We start from the raw sequence: 20,855 nt of genomic DNA, 5'->3' as shown, positions 1-20,855 counted from the left end.
GAAGCAGTGGCCAGCGATGGAGCCAACGCAGAAGCATCACTGGGATCATCACTGTGATGGTGACGGCGTTGAGACGAGGTGCTCGTGGGAGACAAATGGCGGCTACTGCTGGAGGAGCGGCGGATCCTGTCCGGCAAGAACGAGATTCCGTCCCGGCTCATGACCATCTTCCAAGAAGAAGACAAGTACATGGATGCCGACTGGGCGCTCGGCATTGACCAGCTAAACAGTGTTCCCGCAGGACAAGAGGTCCCGCCGGAGCTACAGGCACTGGCGCAAGGGGACGACGATGACACAGACCCATCCGACCGCTTCGGCTATCGCACAACGGTCGGGACCGTCCTCACGCGGCTGAGGCTCATGGGCTTCACGCCTGAGGCCAGCAGACGGTCGATGGCAGAGATCCGCAGATCAGAGCTCAAGGACGACGGGCAAGAAGAGGACGTACTCCTCGTCAGCCCAGCGCAGGGGGTTCGCGGGACACCTCATCAGATGTCCTGCGAGCAAGTCATCGACACCGGCCTCGCAGCCCACATCAAGGCATGTACCCGCCACGGCTTCGATGACGAGCACCTCGATCTGGTTGAGAGGGCATGTCTGGACGAGTTGGAATTCTATTTCGAGGCCGGCACCGATGATCCGAGGTTCCTCCTTGCCGCACTTCTCTACGGCCAAGAACCGCAAAACACGCTGACGATGGACCTGTCAGATCTTCTGGCGGCCGACTACTGCAGCAGCTTTGAAGATTTGTCCGCTCAGGCGATCCACGAGCTAAGCCTCATGACCGCAAGCACGGGCCCGATCATTGTGATCACTGAAGGAAAGTTCGATGCGGAGGTGATACCGCGAGCACTCAGACTCGTCCGTCCCGAAATCGCCGGATACTTCAAATTCTGGGACCTTGAGACCACAAAGGCCGCTGGCGGCACCGATCAGGTCGTAAAGAACCTAAGGAGCTTTGCAGCCGCCGGAGTTATGAACCGAGTGATCGGAATCCTGGACAACGACACAGCGGGTCGCCAAGCCGAGAAACAGCTTGCCAGCACACCTCTCCCCGACCACTACGCGGTCTGCAAGCTCCCCGACCTGGACTACGCGCACTCCTACCCGGCCCTCGGTCCTTCAGGCACTTCAACTGACGATGTCACGGGTCGCGCCTGCTCCGTGGAGTTCTACTTCGGCCGACACTGTCTGCTCGGGCCAGATGGGAAGCTAGTCCCCGTCCGCTGGAAGAGCCACATCGACTCCATGAACGACTACCAAGGCGAACTTGCCAATAAACCCTACGTCCAGGAGCGCATCAAAGAGACGCTCCTGGAAGCCGAAACGGGTGAGAAGCCTCTCGGGAGTGAATGGGACCCAATGCGCCGCCTGGCCGAGACCCTCATCAGCTTGGCTGAGCCTGAGCCCGAGTAACGATCCGCCACCCAGGGACTGCCGGTGATGGTCACCCTAGATCCTTAGGTACTTCCCCACGCCGAAGAAGCGCACGGCCAGCCGCCAAAGTAGCGTGCACAGCTGGAGCGGTGATCGGGATCGATGATTCACCGCGACGTCGAACGACGCTGATGAAGGCGCCTTCAACCTTCCCATCCACTATCGCTCCGTGAACAAGGAATGGCTTGTGCTCCTCGGGCTGAGGCGGGATATGCAGAAGTACCAGGTTCCCTCCATCAGTTGACACTGCCTCGATGTCGAGATAGTCCGGCGGTGGATACAAATGCTGCTCGATGGCGGTCTGATACCTGCGGAGTGTTCGGCCATCCACCGGGACTGGACAGACGCTGCTAATGATCTCACCGCCGGGTACCTTCTTGCCGCGCATGCCGACCACGACGATCCCGCCGTGCTCAGCATTAGCGAAGCGGGCGACGGCTTGCGCGATGGAGATCTTCCCCGAGGGAGACTGGAGGTCGTAGTGGGCGCTTTTTACATCGAGCCAAGGGCCCTCCTCCTGTCCGATCAAAACCTGCGCATTACCAGAACGAAGTAGGTCGAGGGTCGTCTCTCGGGTCAACTCTCCGCTCTCAAATGCCTGCAGGAGAGCGAGGGCACCTTTGCCAATCTGGAAAAAGTCCGCCATATCCCGCCCACGCGGCGAGCACGATATCTCGATATTCCAAACAAGCGGATGGACATAGTGTGAATCCATCTCCACCTTCGCCACCGAGGCTCGGCAACGCTTCAGGTAGGGGCTCAGGAGTGATGAAAACGCTGTGGCCGCCGTTTCATCGTCATCATAGTCATCAGAAGCATGACCAACTGAGACTTTCAGTTGGCCCGCAAGAAACCTGAAGGAGATGGGTTCCGCAACGGAATACTCCTCATCGACGCTATCGTCGTAAGTGACATTAACCACGACCTCGCCGCCGTCCGCTACCCGCTGCAGAGCGCCCTTGAGATCGGTGGGGCGCATACCCTTCAGGTCATCGGAGTGGACAAGGAAGTCATCGAAATCGACTCCACGACGGGACTCACCATTCGCCAGGATCAGCTTGTGCCGATCCCGGTCGAACACCACTGACTCGATTGCGGCCACGCGACGCATCCCCCTCCTGCTCCAACCAGAGCACACCCCACCGCCATTTCTCAATGGTAATCACTTCCAGATTCACCCAAGAGTGACAGCTGTGTGAGCGATGTCGTTGATCCAGTCGGGGGCGCGTGCAAGGGGCTACGTCGCGGACCTCGATGAGGAGATCGACACCCTTGAGCTTAGGAGATGAGCCCGGGCGAGGTCGTAGGACCTGGCGCCCGGTCATGCACATCATGGGTGCCGCTGCCGTCGCAGCTGGCTCCGAACAGGCCGTCCAAGCGGCCATCACAGTCACCCCTACTACTTCTGGACCCACCACACGAGCGCGGAGACAGCAGTGGCTCCGAGGCCACTGAAGACGCCGTGGACGATGCCGCGGCGGGCGTCAGCCAGATGCGCGCGGATCAACTGCTTGGCCCGGTCACTGAGGTCACGAAGTGCGCCCCTGACTCGTTCGGCGAGCCCCTGTCCCATGTTTCTGGTCCTTCCGGGTTGTTGGAGGACCCCAGCTTCGGATCGGGTCGGGATGTTGCGCCCGGCGCACCGTGTTGACATTGGCCCGCAACACCTCGCCTGGACGCGTTCCTGCAGGTACAAACGTTCCCGTGTCTATGACTACGAATGCAGGGGGAGACACCCCAGACAGTTCGGCGCAGGTTGAGCTGGCGGAAGCGTTGTGCGCCCTGTTCGCGGAACTCGGCTGCTCTCAACGGGAGTTCAGCGCCCGCATCCATATGGACCACACGGGAGTGAACCGGTACCTGCGCGGCGAGCGACTGCCGCCGCGACCGTTCATCGAAGCGCTGCTCCGCGAAGTGCGAAAACTCCCTGGAGCCACCGTCACGGCCGAACTCGAGACGCGCATCTTCGCCCTTCACCGACAAGCCTTGATGGACCGTGAGGGCTGGTCGGCGTTGATGAAGATGGTCCATCGGGAGGCCGACGTACTGCGGCGTGATCGTGATGCAGCCCTCTCTCGGGCGCAACTGGCCGAGTCCCGACTGCAAGTCATGGAGTTGGTCTCGTCGCAAGGGCGCTGGTCTGCGTTCACGACGTTCCTGACCGATCGCGGAGCTCCTGAGATGCAGATGGAGATGCTGGACAGGGTCTGCTGGCGTGCGGTGGCGGGCTTGGCCCCTCCCACAGCGGAGCGCGCTCAGCGATCCAGTGGGGTTGTGTTGGCGCCACCAGGTACGGGCAAGACACTGATCGCGGCAGGAGTCATCGCGCAGGCGCTGGACGCCGGCTACCGCTTGGTGATCGTCCTGAGCGGCCTGATGAACATGTACCGGATGCAGACCCAGCAGGTGCTCGACGAAGCCCTCGACGACGGGTACAACAGCACGTCAGCGGAAGTGGCACCGCGTGGACAGCCAATCCTCCGCCTCACCACGCAGACTTCAGAGTTCCGGCCGCCACCGATCAAAAGCAGCCTTCAGTTCGAGAAGGTCAATCCAAATCTGCCGCTCTACGACGCTCGAAATCTGCATCGGTCGATTCCCCGACTGCTGGTCATGAAGCAGAACGCAGTGGTCCTGAAGCGACTAAGGGACACGCTCCGGTACATAGAGTTGCCTCTGGAGGAGGTCCCTGCTCTCATCATCGACCTGGAACCGGCGTCTGTCAGCGTGAGCACGAGCAACATCACCAAGTCGGTGACTGAGCAGCTCAGATCGGAGATCGTGGAGTTGCTCCCTCGGGCCCAGTTGCTGCGGTTCGAGAACATGGTGAGGCCTGAGGACACCTACTCGCCCTGGATGCCGGAGCACGTCGCGACCTCCCTGTGGGAGCAGGTCCCCGACTTCATCGTGCCTGTTTCGTTCCGCCGAGACACCGACGCAGAGTAACCAGAGAGGCCAGCTCCCCAATTGCCCTAATGTCCTCACTCGCTGGTGCCAAGCATGGAATGCACGGAGCAGAACACACTCAGAGCATCACCGGACAAGTCCGCGATTGCATAAGCCGCCGCCTGGCCCGACCCGCTGGGCGTGGGCATGCACGCGGTGATCCCGGTGCTGTTCGTGGTGTCGGTGGAGGCGGCCCGGCACGCGGTCGGCCGCATCGCCGACATCACGGCGGACAAGCACATGGAGGGCGTCCGCCTCACCCGCTGGCTGCTCTCCCCGCTCCCGACGTTCCTGCTGTGGCGCCGCATGAAGCTGTGGGAGCTGCGCTCCTACGACCAGGTCATCAAGCTGGAGCAGGAACGTCTCGTCTACCAGGCCCGGCTGCGCTCCCGCTTCGGCCGCGCCTGGCGCCGCAAGGCCCCGGTGGAGTCCCTGATGCCGCTGCGCCTGGCGCGCTACGGCGTCCCGCTCGCGAAGACCGCCCCGGCGGGCCTGGCCGCGGCCGGCATCGACCCGGTCCTGCTGCCCGCGGCCCCGCAGCCGCAGGCCCTCGCCCCCGCTCCCGCCTCCGCCTCCGCCGACAGTGCCGCCCCGGCCGACCGCGCCGCCGCGGCGGCCCCGGCCCGGCAGCGGCCGGCCCCCGCCGCCGGACAGCGGCCCGCCGAGACGCCCCCGGCGGACGAGGAGAGCCCCTGGTTCCAGGCCCCGCGCGAGGTCGAGTACCACGGCGGCTACGACCCCACCTACGACCCGATGCTCCAGGAACCCCAGTACGCCCCCGAGGAGCAGTACGAGGGCTGGTATGAGGAGCAGGCCCCGGAGGACTTCCAGCAGCCCTCCCCCGAGGAGACGGGCAGCTTCCCGATCCCGGTGAGCCCGACCCGCACCCGTGAACTCGGCGAGGGCGGCGGCGGCCCGGAGCCGAACCCGACGGAGGAGGAGTACTACCAGGTCTTCCGCAAGTCGATCGACGGCAGCTTCCCCACCCCGCACCAGTACGGCGAGGCGGTCGAGGCGACGTACGGCATCACGCTCGCCCCGCGCGACGCCGACCGCATGGTCAACCGCTTCACCAACCGCTTCAACGCGGAACTGGAGGAGGACCACATCGCCTAGCTCCGGAGCGTCCCGCCGGCCGGCGGGATGCTCCGGGGCTCAGGCGCCGGTGGTCAGCTCCGCCACCAGCGCGTCGAGTACCTCGCGGGTGAAGGGGCCGTAGGTCCGCGTGCCGTCCGCGGCCCGCAGGGACATCAGGTGCCCCAGGCCCGGGTGGAGCCGGACGCGCACGTCGAGGCCTTCCCGGGCGGCCTGCCGGAACAGCCAGGCCTGCCGCGGCGGAGTCGTCCAGTCGTCGTCGCCGACGTGCACCCGGACCGTCCCGCGCACGCCGGTGATCCGCTCGAAGGCGTGCGGCTGCCCGCACCAGTCCCGCCAGTACGCGGCGGGCGCGTCCGCGTCGCCCCGCGCGCACGCCTCGGTGACGATCTCCTGATGACGGGCGACCAGCAGGGCCCGCACCTCCTCCAGGGCGGCGGCGGGACCGAGCCGCTCGTGCAGGTCGAAGTCGTCCCACCAGCCGGACCGGCCCACCCGGTCGGCGGCCGCCGCGGCCAGGTCCGTCCGGCCGTCGGCGCCGACCAGGCCCCGCAGCGTCAGCCACTCGGTGCGCCGCTCCACGTTCAGCCAGCGCCAGCGCACCGGGTAGTGCTCGGCGACCGGCGCCACCAGCAGCAGGGTGTGCTCACCGCCGAGCCGCTCGGCCGCCGCGACGGCCACCTCGGTGCCCAGCGAGACGCCGAGGAAGGCGACCCGGCCGGCGTCGACGGCCGGATGGGCGCGGACGGCGGCGAAAGCCGTCCGCGCGTCGTCCACCAGTCCCCGGAAGGTGACCCGCTCCGGGTCCCAGCCGGTCCCGTCCCGGCCGGTGACGAACCGGCAGTCGAACCGGGCGACGGCCACCCCGGCGGCGGTGAACGCCCGCTCCAGGTCCACGAAGAGACGTACGTGCCCGGTGCCGGTCGCCTCCGGCGGCAGGCTGCCGTCGCGGTCCCACGCCCCGAACGGGTGCAGCAGGACGACGGCGGGCACCGGGCCGGTGCGGCCGGCGGGCAGGGTCAGCGTCCCCGGGAGCCCGCCCGTCGGGTCGAGCGGCTCCCGCAGGGCCGCGTCCGCCTCGCCACTCGCCTCGGACATGTGCCGGACCATGGTTTCCTTTCCCCCGCTCGCAAGCGTCCTCGCCGTGGCGGGCACCCGAAAAGGGGCCCCCTCCTTTCGGAGAAGGCCCCTTTTCCCCTACGGGTTACTCCCCGAGCAGCGTCCGTACCCGCTCCTGGCCCACGGCCAGCAGCAGGGTGGGCAGGCGGGGACCGGTGTCGCGGCCGACGAGCAGGTGGTACAGCAGGGCGAAGAACGCCCGCTGGGCCGTCTTGATCTCCGGCGGCAGCTCCTTCGGCGTGGCGTCGGCGGAGAACCCGGCCTGCACCTTCGGCACGCCGTACACGAGGTGGGTCAGCCCGTCGAGGGACCAGTGGTCGGCCAGCCCGTCCAGCAGCAGCCGTACGGACTGCCGGGACGCCTCGTCCAGGGACTTCAGCAGCTCGGCGTCGGGCTCCTCGCGCACGATGGTCCGCTGGTCGGCGGGCACGTACGTGTTGATCCACGCCTCGGCCCGGTCGTAGCGCGGGCGCGCCTCGTCCAGCGAGGCCAGCGGCTGCTCCGGGTCCAGCTCGGACAGGATCCGCAGCGCCTGGTCCTCGTGGCCGGCGGTGATGTCGGCGACGGAGGCCAGCGTGCGGTACGGCAGCGGGCGGGGCGTCTTCGGCAGCTCACCGGCGGCGGTGCCGACGGCGCGGGTGTAGGCGGCGACATCGGCCGGCAGCGCGGAGCCGTCGGCGACCTTCGCGGCCAGCTTGTCCCACTCGTCGTAGAGCCGCTGGATCTCCTGGTCGAAGGCGATCTTGAAGGACTGGTTGGGCTTGCGGCGGGCGTACAGCCAGCGCAGCAGCTGCGGCTCCATGATCTTCAGCGCGTCCGACGGGGTGGGCACGCCACCGCGCGAGGACGACATCTTCGCCATGCCGGAGATGCCCACGAACGCGTACATCGGACCGATGGGCTGCTTGCCGCCGAAGATCGGCACGATCTGCCCGCCGACCTGGAAGCTGGAGCCGGGCGAGGAGTGGTCCACACCGCTGGGCTCGAAGACCACGCCCTCGTACGCCCAGCGCATCGGCCAGTCGACCTTCCACACCAGCTTGCCGCGGTCGAACTCGCTGAGCCGGACGGTCTCGGCGAAGCCGCAGGCGGTGCAGGTGTACGACAGCTCGGTGGTGTCGTCGTCGTAGGAGGTGACGGTCGTCAGGTCCTTCCCGCAGCCGCCGCAGTACGGCTTGTACGGGAAGTACCCGGCGGAGCCGGAGCTGCCGTCGTCCTCGGACGCGGCGCCGGAGCCCTCCTCGGCCTCCAGCTCGGCCTCGTCCACCGCCTTCTGCTGCTGCTTCTTCGGCGCCTTCTTCGTCCGGTACTGGGCGAGGATCGCGTCGATGTCGTTCCGGTGCTTCATGGCGTGCAGGATCTGCTCGCGGTAGGCGCCGGAGGTGTACTGCGCGGTCTGGCTGATCCCGTCGAACTCCACACCGAGCTGGGCCAGCGCCTCGACCATGGCGGCCTTGAAGTGCTCGGCCCAGTTCGGGTACGACGACCCCTTCGGCGCCGGGACCGAGGTCAGCGGCTTGCCGATGTGCTCCGCCCAGGACTCGTCCACACCGGGGACGCCGGCCGGCACCTTGCGGTAGCGGTCGTAGTCGTCCCAGGAGATCAGATGCCGGACCTCGCGGCCGCGGCGGCGGATCTCGTCGGCGACCAGGTGCGGGGTCATGACCTCGCGGAGGTTGCCGAGGTGGATCGGGCCCGAGGGGGAGAGGCCGGACGCGACGACGACCGGTTTGCCCGGGGCCCGGCGCTCCGACTCCTCGATGACCTCATCCGCGAAACGGGAGACCCAGTCGGTGGTCTCGGTGCTCTGAGCCACGATCGGCACGTCCTTCTTTCTGAACGGGGTGAGACTCCATTCTCACAGACCGCCCGTCGGCCGGGAAAACGGCTTTACCCCCCATGGGATACTGGGCGGGTCTATCCATCCACGAGGAGAACGGCACCCACACCCATGGCCTCGGTCACGTCCCTCAGCGACAACGTCCAGCAGCACCTCGCGTCCGCCCTGACGGCCACCCTGCCCGAGGCCGCCGGCGCGGACCCGCTGCTGCGACGAAGCGACCGGGCCGACTTCCAGGCCAACGGCATCCTGGCCCTGGCCAAGAAGGCGAAGGCGAACCCCCGGGAGCTGGCGACCCAGGTCGTCGAGCGGGTGGTGACGGGTGACGTGATCCAGGACGTCGAGGTCTCCGGCCCCGGCTTCCTCAACATCACGGTGGCGGACAAGGCGATCACCGAGAACCTGGCCGCGCGGTACGCGGACGACACCGGCCGCCTCGGCGTGCCCACCACCGCCGACCCGGGCACGACGGTGATCGACTACGCCCAGCCGAACGTGGCCAAGGAGATGCACGTCGGCCACCTGCGCTCGGCGGTGATCGGCGACTCGGTCGTCCAGCTGCTGGAGTTCACCGGCGAGAACGTGATCCGGCGCCACCACATCGGCGACTGGGGCACCCAGTTCGGCATGCTCATCCAGTACCTGGACGAGCACCCGCACGAGCTGGACCACAAGGACGACCGGGTGACGGGCGAGGAGGCGATGTCCAACCTCGACCGCCTCTACAAGGCCGCGCGGAAGCTGTTCGACTCCGACGAGGAGTTCAAGACACGGGCCCGCCGCCGGGTGGTCGACCTCCAGGCCGGCGACCCGCACACCCTCGCCATCTGGCAGAAGTTCGTGGACGAGTCGAAGATCTACTTCTTCTCCGTCTTCGAGAAGCTGGACATGGAGATCCGGGACGCGGACATCGTCGGCGAGTCCGGCTACAACGACATGCTCGCGGAGACCTGCCGCCTGCTGGAGGAGTCGGGCGTCGCGGTCCGCTCCGAGGGCGCGCTCTGCGTGTTCTTCGACGACATCAAGGGCCCGGACGGCAAGCCGGTCCCGCTGATCGTGCAGAAGTCGGACGGCGGCTACGGCTACGCGGCGACCGACCTGTCCGCGATCCGCGACCGCGTCTTCAACCTCAAGGCGGACACCCTGCTGTACGTGGTGGACGCCCGGCAGGCCCTGCACTTCAGGATGGTCTTCGAGACCGCGCGCCGGGCCGGCTGGCTGGGCGACGACGTCACGGCGACCCAGCTCGCCTTCGGCACGGTCCTCGGCAAGGACGGCAAGCCGTTCAAGACCCGCGCGGGTGAGACGGTCCGCCTGGTCGACCTGCTGGACGAGGCGATCGAGCGGGCGTCGGCCGTGGTCCGGGAGAAGGCACAGGACCTGTCCGAGGAGGAGATCGCCGAGCGGGGCGCCCAGGTGGGCGTCGGCGCGGTGAAGTACGCGGACCTGTCCACGTCGGCGAACCGGGACTACAAGTTCGACCTGGACCAGATGGTCTCGCTGAACGGCGACACGTCCGTCTACCTCCAGTACGCCTACGCCCGTATCCAGTCCATCCTCCGCAAGGCGGGCGAGGTCCGCCCGGCGGCCCACCCCGGGCTGCCCCTGGCGGACGCCGAGCGCGCCCTCGGCCTCCACCTGGACTCCTTCGCGGAGACGGTCCGGGAGGCGGCCGCCGAGTACGCCCCGCACAAGCTGGCGGCGTACCTGTACCAGCTGGCCTCGCTGTTCACGACGTTCTACGACAAGTGCCCGGTGCTGCGCGCCGAGACGCCGGAGCAGGTGAAGAACCGCCTCTTCCTCTCCGACCTCACGGCCCGCACCCTCCACCAGGGCATGACCCTCCTGGGCATCCGCACCCCCGAAAAGCTCTGACACCCACCCCTCGGGGTCTCACGAGACGCCGTCGAGTGCGACGCGAGGTACGTCTGGGACTGCGCGGAGGCGAGGGAGAACGGCGACGCCGCCGTCGGCGAGGGGGCGCACCCGCGCCTCGCCGGCATGCCGGGCCGGTTCGGCGGCCTGCGGGTGGTCCCGGCCCCCGGTGCCCCTCCTTCTGCACCACCCATTCCAAAACAACCTTCCTCACCTCCCGGCCCCACCGGGCCGCAAGCCGCTAAGCCCACCCGGCGTGCGGGCGAGGCGCGAGCGCGCATCCCCGAACCCACGATGCGAACGCAGCCGACGGTAGGGGCCAAGGAACCTGAGCCGGCCACTTTCTCCGGGCGGCCCCACGGCCACCCGGACAACCCCGGCCCGGCCGGGCGCCGTTGTCAGTGCCTGCCCCTACAGTCGGCGGCATGGCGACTCTTCCCAACCCGCTGCCCAGACTGGCCACCGATCCCAGCGGGCGTTCCCTGGGCCTTCAACTGCCGCCCGGCAGGCTGGTGGACGCGACGGACGACGGCCCCTGGCACCAACCTCTCCTGTGGCACGCGGAGAAGCCCTCCTCCCCCGGCACCTGGAAGGCCCTGGGCGCACCAGCGGCCCGTACGGGGCTGTTGCCGGTTCTCGTGGACCTGGCCGGCTGCCGGGTCGGCGTGGACGACTGGGGACTGCTGCCGGGCGACGCCTCGTACCCGGGGGATCACCTGGCCGACGACGTGCTCTCCGAGTACTGGGAGGAGGAGACCGACGGGCATGCCGGCAAGGAGATCGAGCCGTTCGGCACCGAGTGGCCGGGGCTCGCCTCCCCCGGCACGCCGAACGCCGATCCCGATACCCGGGCCGCGACCGTCGCCGACGCCTTGCACCGGGATCCGGCGCGGTGGTCGGAGTGGATAGAGGAACCCCACCTCGCCCTCGTCCCGGCGCGCCGGTCCGCCGACATACCGGCGGCCATCGGCTGGACCGGGGCCCTGAACTACGACCACGACGTGGCCCGTGTCTGCGCCGTCCTGCGGTCCTGGGAGGACCGGTTCGGCATCCGGGTCGTGGCGCTCGGGCTGGACGCCCTCGTGGTGTCCGTCGCCGCCCCGCCCGCCACGCTCGCCGACGCCGAGGTCCTCGCCGCCGAGCACTACGCCCTGTGCCCGCACGCCGTCGTACAGAGCGGTCCGGGGAGCGTGCGGGCATACGCCGAGACGCTGCTCGGTGCCACCAGCTGGGCCCTCTGGTGGGATTGAGACGGGCGGCGTCACTCGAACTCTGACGCCGGTTTCCACGCCTTACCGCCCAGCGGGAACGCGTACGCCGGCCGGCTGTTGTTGCCGCTGGTGCGGAACGGGTGGCCGGCGTCGTCGATCACCAGCGTGCCGTGGCGGCCGCCACTGGACCACGTGAGCTCCAGGAACCAGCTGACGTCGTACGCCGACGCGTCCGCCGTGACGTAGAAGACCTCCGGGTCCGACTGGCTCACCTTGAAGGGGAAGTTGTCGCTCCCGGCCTCCGGGACGGGTGACGGGCGCATCGCGTCCAGGGAGACCGTGAAGGAATGCGTCGGCACGCCACCGCCGCAGCCGACACCCGGGTAGCCCATGGCGTAGTCGTTCCAGGGGAGCGGCGAACGCTTGCCCGCCATGTGGACCGACAGCCGCTCCAGGACGACCGTCTGGTTTCCGGTGCCCTGAACGGTGAACGTGATGAACTGCTCCCCCGCCGACACCGCCTTGTTGACGGCCACCCACGCGGGCGCCTGCTGCTCCGTCGGCGGCGGGCCCACGGCGGTCGGCGGCCGGTCGATCAGGTAGTGCTGCGAGCAGGGACTCAGCCAGCTGTAGGGGTTGGTGTTGACCGTCAACGGCGCTGCTCCGGACGCTTCGTGGCGCGCGGTCGCCGACGGCTTCCCCGTGTGCTTCCCGTCGGTGGTGTCGGGGGCCAGGTCCCGCGCCTCGGCGGATGCGGAGGCGGAGGCGGAAGGGGAGGCCGAACGAGTGGCCGACGGGCTCGGGCTCCCGGACTTCGACGGCCGGGGGGCGGCGCTGTCCTGGACGAGCGCGGAGCCGACGGTGGCTGTCGCGGCCTTCGCGTCGTCCCGCCGCTCGCCCTCGTCCGACGGCCGGTTGAGGGCGAACACCGTGCCTCCGACGACCAGCGCGGTGACCGTGACGGCCGCCAGGAGGGCGGTGCGGCGGCCCGCGATCAGGGACCGGCTCCGCCGCCACCGGCTCGCCGGTGAGGATTCGGGTTCGGGTACGGATACAGGTACGGGCACGGGTGCCGCCCTCGGCTCCGGTTCCGGCACGGGTGCCGCCCTCGGCTCCGGTTCCGGCCCAGCCGCCGCCACCGCCTCCGGGGCCGCCTGAGCCGCCGCCACCGGCTCCGGGGCCGCCTCCGGTACTCCGGCAGGCTCCGCTCCCTTCCGTCCCCGCCCCGCGTCCGCCAGGACCCACCGGCGGTGCAGTTCCACCAGTTCCCCGGGCGTGGCCTTGCAGAGCCGGGCGAGCCGCTCCACGGGGGCGTAGTCCGTCGGTACGGCGTCCCCGTTGCAGTAGCGGTGGAGTGTCGACGTACTCATGTGGAGCCGCTTGGCGAGCGTGCCGTAGCTGTGCCCGGAGCGATTCTTCAACTCCCGCAGCAGCTCGGCGAAACCGCTTTCAGGGATGCCCTCAGACACCGTTCCTCCAGTCCCCCTCGTCCCACCCCGGCGTTCCAGGGAGGTGTTGTTTCCGCAGGTCAAAGCCGGTTCCAGCGTTCCAGCATCCCGGATTGGCGGCCAACGCTGGCCACCGGGACGAGTCCGCCCACAGGCTGTTGGTCATCCAAGCACGACAACCGGCCCAGCCCGAAAGAGGACTTGCCATGCGTATGCGCCACATTCGTCTGATCGCCGCTACCGGAACCGCCGTCGCCGCCCTCGCCCTCACCGCGTGCGGCAACGGCACGGGCACCGAGGACGAGGGTGCCGCCAGCCCGAAGGCGACGGTGGCGGCGGCGGAGACGGACGTATCGAAGTCGCCCGAGAGCAGCTCCCCGGCGAAGGAAGCCACCGGCGGCGGCACCACCGACGCCTCCCCCCTGTCCCGTACCGACGCGTCCAGCGCCAAGTCGGCCGCCCCCACCACCCGCAAGGGGCAGAGCACCGGACGCTCCGTGGTGCTGTGCAACGGCACCAACACCGCCGTCACCGCCCAGCCGCTCAACCGGCCGCTGAACCACATGCTGCTGACGGTGAAGAACACCGGGAGCAAGAGCTGCGACCTGCCGTACTACCCGGTCCTGCGCTTCGACCAGATGCAGTGGGTGCCGCAGGCCGACGAGGGCACCGAGCCGCAGTCCGTGGTCTCGCTGGCACCCGGGGAGTCGGGGTACGCGGGTGTGCTGCTGTCGGCCGCCGACGGCAGCGGCAGTGGCGGGATGACCGCACACAAGCTGACGGTGGGCTTCCAGGGAATGACCCCGAACAGCGACGGCGGCCCGTCCGCGACGCCGGCCCTGCCCGCCAAGGGCGTCTACTACGACAGCACGCTGAAGGTGACGTACTGGCAGCGGGACCTGGACGCCATCTCCAACTGGTGAAGAAAACCGGTGATATGACCGTAGGTCCGGAATGGCAACGCTTTCACCCGCGTATCACCTGTACAGGCGGTTTGCCGCATCGGGGGGCGGGGCCGGGGAAAGCCTCCCGGCGCATGCCCCCAGGGAGTCCCCGGCCGATGTCGTCGCACGGCGGCACGGCCCCGGTCTCCACGACTCGCAGGATGAAAGGCGACCCCTTCATGGCTTTCGCGTTCCGCAAGTCCCTCGGCGTCCTCGCCCTCGCGCTGACGGCGGCCGTCCTCCCGACGGCCACCGCCACGGCCGCACCGGACTCCAGCGCCTCCAAGATCGGCAACTACTGCCTGTCGAACACCTGGGGGACGCCCGAGGTCCGCACCAGGGTGTGCGCCAACGAGTCCGGGCAGCGGTGGAAGGTCGTCGGCGAGCACGTGGTGCTGGCCGCCGACCCCCACTACTGTCTGGCCAACACCTGGGGCACCCCCGAGGTCCGCACCAGGGTCTGCGCCAACGAGCCCGGACAGCGCTGGAAGGCCGTCGGCGACCACTTCGTGCTGGCCGCCGACCCCCACTACTGCCTGGCCAACACCTGGGGCACCCCCGAGATCCGCACCAGGGTCTGCGCCAACGAGCCCGGACAGCGCTGGGCCGTGCCGGGTGACCACATCACCCTGACCCAGGCCTGAGGGCTAGCGGAGCTTCTGGGCCACCTCGGTGGCCCAGTAGGTGAGGATGTTCCGGGCGCCGGCCCGCTTGATGCCCGTCAGGGTCTCGAAGATGGCCCGGTCCCGGTCCACCCAGCCCTTCTCGGCGGCGGCCTCGATCATCGCGTACTCGCCGGAGATCTGGTACGCGGCCACCGGCACGTCCACGGCGTCCGCGACCCGGGCGAGGATGTCGAGGTAGGGGCCGGCCGGCTTGACCATCACCATGTCGGCGCCCTCGGCGAGGTCCAGCTCCAGCTCGCGCAGGGACTCGCGCCAGTTGGCCGGGTCCTGCTGGTAGGTCTTGCGGTCGCCCTGCAGCGAGGAGGCGACGGCCTCGCGGAAGGGGCCGTAGAACGCCGAGGAGTACTTGGCGGTGTAGGCGAGGATCGCCACGTCCTCGCGGCCGATCTGGTCGAGCGCGTCGCGGATGACACCGATCTGGCCGTCCATCATCCCGCTGGGACCCACGACATGGGCGCCGGCGTCGGCCTGGACCTGCGCCATCTCGGCGTACCGCTCCAGGGTGGCGTCGTTGTCGACCCGGCCCCCGGCGTCCAGCACCCCGCAGTGGCCGTGGTCGGTGAACTCGTCCAGGCACAGGTCGGACATGACGAGCAGGTCGTCGCCGACCTCGGCACGCACGTCCCGGAGGGCGACCTGGAGGATCCCGTCCGGGTCGGTGCCGACCGTGCCCCGGGCGTCCTTCTTCGACTCCTCCGGCACGCCGAACAGCATGATCCCGGAGATCCCGGCCTCCACCGCCTCCAGCGCGGCCTTCTTCAGGCTGTCCCGGGTGTGCTGCACGACCCCCGGCATGGAGCCGATCGGCACCGGCTCGCTCACGCCCTCCCGGACGAACGCCGGGAGGATCAGGTCGGCGGGGTGCAGCCTCGTCTCGGCGACCATCCGCCGCATGACGGGCGAGGTCCGCAGCCGCCGGGGACGCGTACCGGGAAAGGATCCGTACTTCGTCATGCCTCCTACGCTACGCCCGCCCCACCCATGCCTTTGCCGACGCCGAGTCGGCCCGACGACAAGCGGCAGGACGGCCGGGGGCCGGCGGGACTTCCCGCCGGCCCCCGGCCGTCCTGCCGTCCTCAGGTCGTCGAGCGCCGCCTGCGTGCCCCCGGGCGGCGTTCGCTCGGCCGGGTCACCGGGTCGCCCGCCTCCAGCGCGGCGGCGCGGCGCTTCATGCCGAAGGCGGCCAGGGCCTCCGCCAGCTTGTGGACGGACGGCTCGGGAGCCATGACGTCGACGCGCAGGCCGTGTTCCTCGGCGGTCTTGGCCGTGGCCGGGCCGATGCAGGCGATCACCGTCACGTTGTGCGGCTTGCCCGCGATGCCGACCAGGTTGCGGACCGTGGAGGAGGAGGTGAACAGGACCGCGTCGAAGCCGCCGCCCTTGATCGCCTCACGGGTCTCCGCCGGCGGCGGCGAGGCGCGCACGGTGCGGTAGGCCGTGACGTCGTCCACCTCCCAGCCCAGCTCGATCAGCCCGGCCACCAGGGTCTCGGTGGCGATGTCGGCGCGGGGCAGGAAGACGCGGTCGATCGGGTCGAACACCGGGTCGTAGGGGGGCCAGTCCTCCAGCAGGCCGGCCGCCGACTGCTCGCCGCTCGGCACCAGGTCCGGCTTCACGCCGAAGGCGACCAGCGCCTTGGCGGTCTGCTCGCCCACCGCGGCCACCTTGATGCCCGCGAAGGCACGGGCGTCGAGACCGTACTCCTCGAACTTCTCCCGGACCGCCTTCACCGCGTTGACGGACGTGAACGCGATCCACTCGTACCGGCCGGTGACCAGTCCCTTGACCGCCCGCTCCATCTGCTGCGGGGTGCGCGGCGGCTCCACCGCGATCGTCGGGACCTCGTGCGGCACGGCGCCGTAGGACCGCAGCTGGTCGGAGAGCGAGGCCGCCTGCTCCTTGGTGCGCGGCACGAGCACCTTCCAGCCGAACAGCGGCTTGGACTCGAACCACGACAGCTGGTCGCGCCGGGCCGCGGCGGAACGCTCGCCGACCACGGCTATCACCGGCCGGCCGCCGTCCGGCGACGGCAGCACCTTGGCCTGCTTCAGCGTCTGCGCGATCGTGCCGAGCGTCGCCGTCCAGGTGCGCTGGCGGGTCGTCGTACCGGCGATCGTCACCGACAGCGGGGTGTCCGGCTTGCGGCCCGCCGAGACCAGTTCGGCCGCCGCGGCGGCCACGGCGTCCAGCGTCGTGGAGACGACCACCGTGCCGTCCGACGTGCCGACCTCCGACCAGCACCGCTCGGAGGCGGTACGGGCGTCCACGAAGCGGACGTCCGCGCCGTCGGCGTCACGCAGCGGCACACCGGCGTACGCGGGCACGCCGACCGCCGCCGCGACCCCGGGGACGACCTCGAAAGGCACCCCGGCCGCGGCGCACGCGAGCATCTCCTCCGCCGCGTACGTATCCAGTCCCGGGTCCCCGGACACCGCACGGACGACCCGCCTGCCGCCCCGCGCGGCCTCCATGACAAGATGAGCGGCATCCCGGGCAGCACCCGGGACAGCGGCGGGTGTTGACGTGCCGTCAACTACCGTCAGCTGGGGCGTGCCCGTGCCCGGCGGCGAGACCGAAGAGGGATCGGCGTCCGTCTGCACGACGGAGACGCCCTGTCGGGCGTGCGTCCGGATGACGTCGAGCACCTCGTGCTCGGCGACCAGGACGTCCGCGCTCGACAGCGCCTCCACGGCGCGCAGAGTCAGCAGTCCCGGATCCCCGGGTCCGGCACCCAGAAAGGTGACGTGCCCGTGTTCCGGACCGGCGGCAGGAAGGGTGGTGGGGCTCAATGTGCTCGCTCCCCCATCAGACCGGCCGCGCCCTGGGCGAGCATCTCGGTGGCGAGTTCGCGACCGAGTGCCCACGCCTGGTCGTGCGTCTGGGGCACGGGACCGGTGGTGGACAGCTGCACCATGCGGGTGCCGTCGGTCGTGCCGACGACGCCGCGCAGGCGCATTTCCTTGACAATCTGCCCGTCGGCCAGAAGGTCGGCCAGCGCCCCCACGGGTGCGCTGCAACCGGCCTCCAGGGCGGCGAGCAGTGACCGCTCGGCGGTGACGGCGGCCCGCGTGAACGGGTCGTCCAGCGCGCCGAGCGCGGCGATCAGTTCCGCGTTGTCCGCGGCGCACTCGATCGCCAGGGCCCCCTGGCCGGGGGCGGGCAGAACCGTGTCGACCGACAGGAAGTCGGTCACCTCGTCGATGCGGCCGATCCGGTTGAGGCCGGCGGCGGCCAGGACGACCGCGTCCAGCTCGCCGTCGCGGACGTACCGGATGCGGGTGTCGACGTTGCCGCGGATCGGGACCGTCTCGATGTCCAGTCCGTGCGCGCGGGCGTACGCGTTCAGCTGCGCCATACGGCGCGGCGCGCCGGTGCCGATGCGGGCGCCGCGCGGCAGGTCGGTGAACTTCAGCGCGTCGCGCGCGACGATGACGTCCCGCGGGTCCTCGCGCACCGGTACGGCGGCCAGGACCAGCTCCTCGGGCTGCGCGGTGGGGAGGTCCTTGAGCGAATGAACCGCGAAGTCGACCTCGCCCTTGAGCAGCGCGTCCCGCAGCGCGGTGACGAACACACCGGTGCCGCCGATCTGGGCCAGCGCCTCCCGGGACACATCGCCGTACGTGGTGATCTCGACCAGCTCGACGGGCCGGCCGGTCACCTCGCGGACGGTCTCGGCCACCTGCCCGGACTGGGCCATGGCGAGCTTGCTCCGCCTGGTCCCCAGCCGCAGTGCCTTCTCACTCATGCTGGCCCTCGGTTCTTGTTCCGCGTGCTGTCCCGGCCCCGGAGACGGCGGCGGCCGTCTCGGGGTCGAGGTCGAACAGGGTGCGCAGCGCGTCCGCGTACCCGGTGCCGCCGGGCTCGGCCGCGAGCTGCTTGACCCGTACGGTCGGCGCGTGCAGCAGCTTGTCGACGACCCGGTGCACGGTCTGCCGGATCTCGCCGCGCTGGCGTTCGTCCAGGTCGGGCAGGCGGCCGTGGAGGCGGGCCAGCTCACTGGCGACGACGTCGGCGGCCATGGTGCGCAGCGCGACCACGGTCGGCGTGATGTGCGCCGCCCGCAGGGCGGCGCCGAAGGCCGCGACCTCGTCGGCGACGATGCGCCGGACCTGGTCCACGTCGGCGGCCATCGGCGCGTCGGCGGAGGCGTCCGCCAGCGACTCGATGTCCACCAGACGGACCCCGGCCAGCCGGTGCACGGCCGCGTCGATGTCGCGGGGCATGGCCAGGTCGAGCAGGAAGAAGAAGGGCGCGGGGCGCTCGGCCACCGGCTCCGGCCGGCGCCGCTCGGGGATCCGGCCGACGGTGGCGGCGGTCGCGGCGAGCGCGGTGATCAGCTCGGCGTCCGCCTCGGGGCTGCGCCGCTCCCGGCGGTCGGCCGTGCTGCCGCCGGCGACCCAGGCCGCGTGCTGCTCCAGGGTGGCCGCGTCCATGCCGGCCACGGCGGCCTCGCCCATGACGGAGAAGCCGGGCTGTACGGCGGCCAGGTCCAGCGGGCAGTTGTCGTCGGCGCCGAGGGGGGTGTGGCGCTGCGGGGCCGCGGGCTTCACGGCCGGGGCGCCGGTGTCGGCGACGGGGTGCCCGGTGCGGCCCTCGACCGCGTGCGCGACCGCCTCCGCCGTGAGCACCAGGCCCGTCGCCCCGGTACAGGAGACGACGACGTCGGCACGGGTCAGCTCGTCGGCGACGGCGTCCATGGGCACCGCGCGGGCGGTGACCGCGTTGTCGTCGGCCTCCAGCAGGATCCGGGCGAGCCGCTCGGCGCGCTCGAAGGTGCGGTTGGCGACGACGACCTCGGCGACCCCGGCGCGCGCCAGCGTGGCGGCGGCCAGGGACGACATCGATCCGGCGCCGATGACCAGCGCCTTCTTGCCGCGGGCCCAGTCCGGCACGGCCGCGCCCACGGCCAGCTGCTCCAGGCCGAAGGTGACCAGGGACTGGCCGGCACGGTCGATGCCGGTCTCGGAGTGGGCGCGCTTGCCGACCCGCAGGGCCTGCTGGAACAGGTCGTTCAGCAGCTTGCCGGCGGTCCCCAGCTCCTGGGCACGGGCCAGGGAGTCTTTGATCTGGCCGAGGATCTGGCCCTCGCCGACGACCATCGAGTCCAGCCCGCAGGCCACCGAGAACAGGTGGTGGACGGCCCGGTCCTCGTAGTGCACGTAGAGGTACGGCGTCAGTTCCTCCAGGCCGACCCCGCTGTGCTGGGCGAGCAGCGTGGACAGCTCGGCGACACCGGCGTGGAACTTGTCCACGTCGGCGTACAGCTCGATGCGGTTGCAGGTGGCGAGCACCGCGGCCTCGGTGGCGGGCTCGGCGGCGACCGTGTCCTGGGCCAGCTTGACCTGGGCGTCCGCGCTCAGCGCGGCCCGCTCCAGCACGCTGACCGGGGCACTGCGGTGGCTGAGGCCTACGACGAGGAGGCTCATGCCGGCATCACGGCGGGGACGTCCCCGTCGGGCCCTTGGTCGGCGGAGGTCTGGCGGGGGGTGGCGGCGGGCAGGGCGCCGTCGCCCGCGGGGGTCTCCTCGCCGGCCTTGCGCTGCTCGTGGAAGGCGAGGATCTGCAGCTCGATGGAGAGGTCCACCTTGCGCACGTCCACGCCGTCCGGGACGGACAGCACGGTCGGCGCGAAGTTCAGGATGGAGGTCACGCCGGCGGCCACGAGCCGGTCGCAGACCTGCTGGGCGGCGCCCGCCGGGGTGGCGATGACGCCGATGGAGACCCCGTTGTCCTTGATGATCTTCTCAAGCTCGTCGGTGTGCTGCACCGGGATGCCCGCGACCGGCTTGCCGGCCATCGCCGGGTCGGCGTCGATCAGCGCGGCGACCCGGAAGCCACGGGAGGCGAACCCGCCGTAGTTGGCCAGGGCGGCGCCGAGGTTGCCGATGCCGACGATCACAACCGGCCAGTCCTGGGTCAGGCCGAGTTCGCGGGAGATCTGGTAGACGAGATACTCCACGTCGTAGCCGACGCCACGCGTTCCGTAGGAGCCCAGGTACGAGAAATCCTTGCGCAGCTTTGCGGAGTTGACCCCCGCCGCCGCGGCCAGCTCCTCGGAGGAGACCGTGGGGACCGAGCGCTCCGACAGTGCGGTCAGGGCTCGGAGGTACAGCGGAAGCCGGGCGACGGTGGCCTCGGGAATCCCTCGGCTACGGGTCGCCGGTCGGTGTGTTCGGCCAGTTGCCACGGTGCTCCTGCGGGTAGAGCGGGGCTGTAGGCGGTCATACGTCCCCAGACCGCCCCGTCGACAGCAG

15 protein-coding genes and 1 pseudogene are annotated in these 20,855 nt (G+C 70.1%); 7 read left to right on the top strand and 9 right to left on the bottom strand.

The window, feature by feature from the left end; genetic code table 11:
* The first annotated feature begins 78 nt into the window (after positions 1 to 78).
* Entirely contained in the window at positions 79 to 1,416 is a 1,338-nt protein-coding gene (locus ABD350_RS30745; protein WP_344352195.1) for a HEPN/Toprim-associated domain-containing protein, read from the top strand.
* A gap of 31 nt (positions 1,417 to 1,447) precedes the next feature.
* Here the strand turns inward: ABD350_RS30745 and ABD350_RS30740 are convergent, their stop codons facing one another.
* Positions 1,448 to 2,539: an ATP-binding protein gene (locus ABD350_RS30740; RefSeq protein ID WP_344352194.1), complete on the bottom strand. Its 1,092-nt coding sequence runs from the start codon at positions 2,537 to 2,539 to the stop codon at positions 1,448 to 1,450.
* Between the two features lie 608 nt (positions 2,540 to 3,147).
* On the opposite strand from ABD350_RS30740, the gene ABD350_RS30735 reads away from it, so the two are divergent.
* Together ABD350_RS30735 and ABD350_RS30730 are read left to right on the top strand one after the other, a co-directional pair.
* Entirely contained in the window at positions 3,148 to 4,383 is a 1,236-nt protein-coding gene (locus ABD350_RS30735; protein WP_344352192.1) for a hypothetical protein, read from the top strand.
* A gap of 114 nt (positions 4,384 to 4,497) precedes the next feature.
* A pseudogene (locus tag ABD350_RS30730) lies at positions 4,498 to 5,499 on the top strand (DUF2637 domain-containing protein); the annotation flags it as partial.
* A gap of 39 nt (positions 5,500 to 5,538) precedes the next feature.
* Here the strand turns inward: ABD350_RS30730 and ABD350_RS30725 are convergent.
* Together ABD350_RS30725 and lysS are read right to left on the bottom strand one after the other, a co-directional pair.
* Complete coding sequence (locus tag ABD350_RS30725; RefSeq protein ID WP_344352190.1) at positions 5,539 to 6,576, bottom strand: alpha/beta hydrolase family protein; 1,038 nt, start codon at positions 6,574 to 6,576, stop codon at positions 5,539 to 5,541.
* Positions 6,577 to 6,682: 106 nt separating this feature from the next.
* Complete coding sequence (gene lysS / locus ABD350_RS30720; RefSeq protein WP_344352189.1) at positions 6,683 to 8,422, bottom strand: lysine--tRNA ligase; 1,740 nt, start codon at positions 8,420 to 8,422, stop codon at positions 6,683 to 6,685.
* Positions 8,423 to 8,548: 126 nt separating this feature from the next.
* On the opposite strand from lysS, the gene argS reads away from it, so the two are divergent.
* Both argS and ABD350_RS30710 read left to right on the top strand, forming a co-directional pair.
* Positions 8,549 to 10,312: an arginine--tRNA ligase gene (gene argS, locus ABD350_RS30715; protein ID WP_344352187.1), complete on the top strand. Its 1,764-nt coding sequence runs from the start codon at positions 8,549 to 8,551 to the stop codon at positions 10,310 to 10,312.
* A 425-nt stretch (positions 10,313 to 10,737) separates the two neighbouring features.
* Positions 10,738 to 11,562, top strand: coding sequence for a DUF4253 domain-containing protein (locus ABD350_RS30710; protein ID WP_344352185.1), 825 nt, complete (start codon positions 10,738 to 10,740; stop codon positions 11,560 to 11,562).
* A gap of 11 nt (positions 11,563 to 11,573) precedes the next feature.
* Here ABD350_RS30710 and ABD350_RS30705 read toward each other — a convergent pair whose 3' ends face one another.
* Positions 11,574 to 12,992, bottom strand: a complete 1,419-nt coding sequence (locus ABD350_RS30705) for a helix-turn-helix domain-containing protein (RefSeq protein WP_344352184.1) — start codon at positions 12,990 to 12,992, stop codon at positions 11,574 to 11,576.
* A 191-nt stretch (positions 12,993 to 13,183) separates the two neighbouring features.
* Here ABD350_RS30705 and ABD350_RS30700 point away from each other — a divergent pair, with 191 nt between their 5' ends.
* Both ABD350_RS30700 and ABD350_RS30695 read left to right on the top strand, forming a co-directional pair.
* Positions 13,184 to 13,894 carry a DUF4232 domain-containing protein gene (locus tag ABD350_RS30700; protein WP_344352182.1) on the top strand — a complete coding sequence of 237 codons (711 nt, stop codon included), beginning with the start codon at positions 13,184 to 13,186 and terminating at the stop codon, positions 13,892 to 13,894.
* Positions 13,895 to 14,094: 200 nt separating this feature from the next.
* On the top strand, positions 14,095 to 14,559 hold the full coding sequence (locus ABD350_RS30695) for an RICIN domain-containing protein (protein WP_344352180.1): 465 nt from the start codon (positions 14,095 to 14,097) through the stop codon (positions 14,557 to 14,559).
* A gap of 3 nt (positions 14,560 to 14,562) precedes the next feature.
* Here ABD350_RS30695 and hemB read toward each other — a convergent pair whose 3' ends face one another.
* The 5 genes from hemB to ABD350_RS30670 form a co-directional block, all read right to left on the bottom strand.
* The gene (gene hemB / locus ABD350_RS30690) at positions 14,563 to 15,555 is read right to left on the bottom strand and encodes a porphobilinogen synthase (RefSeq protein ID WP_344352178.1); all 993 of its coding nucleotides are present in this window, start codon (positions 15,553 to 15,555) and stop codon (positions 14,563 to 14,565) included.
* 122 nt (positions 15,556 to 15,677) lie between these two features.
* On the bottom strand, positions 15,678 to 17,390 hold the full coding sequence (locus ABD350_RS30685) for a bifunctional uroporphyrinogen-III C-methyltransferase/uroporphyrinogen-III synthase (protein WP_344352176.1): 1,713 nt from the start codon (positions 17,388 to 17,390) through the stop codon (positions 15,678 to 15,680).
* Positions 17,387 to 18,346 (bottom strand): hydroxymethylbilane synthase, encoded by a 960-nt coding sequence (gene hemC / locus ABD350_RS30680; protein ID WP_344352174.1) that lies wholly within the window; start codon positions 18,344 to 18,346, stop codon positions 17,387 to 17,389. The genes ABD350_RS30685 and hemC overlap by 4 nt, the downstream gene beginning before the upstream one ends.
* Positions 18,339 to 20,027, bottom strand: a complete 1,689-nt coding sequence (locus ABD350_RS30675; protein WP_344352172.1) for a glutamyl-tRNA reductase — start codon at positions 20,025 to 20,027, stop codon at positions 18,339 to 18,341. The genes hemC and ABD350_RS30675 overlap by 8 nt, the downstream gene beginning before the upstream one ends.
* Positions 20,024 to 20,788, bottom strand: coding sequence for a redox-sensing transcriptional repressor Rex (locus ABD350_RS30670; protein WP_344352170.1), 765 nt, complete (start codon positions 20,786 to 20,788; stop codon positions 20,024 to 20,026). The genes ABD350_RS30675 and ABD350_RS30670 overlap by 4 nt, the downstream gene beginning before the upstream one ends.
* Positions 20,789 to 20,855 lie beyond the last annotated feature (67 nt).

Origin of the sequence: Streptomyces nogalater, assembly GCF_039532885.1 — a bacterium.
In the GTDB taxonomy this organism is placed as follows: Bacteria; Actinomycetota; Actinomycetes; order Streptomycetales; family Streptomycetaceae; genus Streptomyces; species Streptomyces nogalater.
Note: the sequence above shows the minus strand (reverse complement) of the source record. Positions and strands in the feature narration are given on the sequence as shown.

Excerpts from the sequence above, each read along its gene's own strand:
- ABD350_RS30735 (WP_344352192.1), top strand. The coding sequence starts at position 3,148 with ATGACTACGAATGCAGGGGGAGACACCCCAGACAGTTCGGCGCAGGTT.
- ABD350_RS30725 (WP_344352190.1), bottom strand. The coding sequence starts at position 6,576 with ATGTCCGAGGCGAGTGGCGAGGCGGACGCGGCCCTGCGGGAGCCGCTC.
- argS (WP_344352187.1), top strand. The coding sequence starts at position 8,549 with ATGGCCTCGGTCACGTCCCTCAGCGACAACGTCCAGCAGCACCTCGCG.
- ABD350_RS30710 (WP_344352185.1), top strand. The coding sequence starts at position 10,738 with ATGGCGACTCTTCCCAACCCGCTGCCCAGACTGGCCACCGATCCCAGC.
- ABD350_RS30700 (WP_344352182.1), top strand. The coding sequence starts at position 13,184 with ATGCGCCACATTCGTCTGATCGCCGCTACCGGAACCGCCGTCGCCGCC.
- ABD350_RS30695 (WP_344352180.1), top strand. The coding sequence starts at position 14,095 with ATGGCTTTCGCGTTCCGCAAGTCCCTCGGCGTCCTCGCCCTCGCGCTG.
- hemB (WP_344352178.1), bottom strand. The coding sequence starts at position 15,555 with ATGACGAAGTACGGATCCTTTCCCGGTACGCGTCCCCGGCGGCTGCGG.
- hemC (WP_344352174.1), bottom strand. The coding sequence starts at position 18,346 with ATGAGTGAGAAGGCACTGCGGCTGGGGACCAGGCGGAGCAAGCTCGCC.
- ABD350_RS30675 (WP_344352172.1), bottom strand. The coding sequence starts at position 20,027 with ATGAGCCTCCTCGTCGTAGGCCTCAGCCACCGCAGTGCCCCGGTCAGC.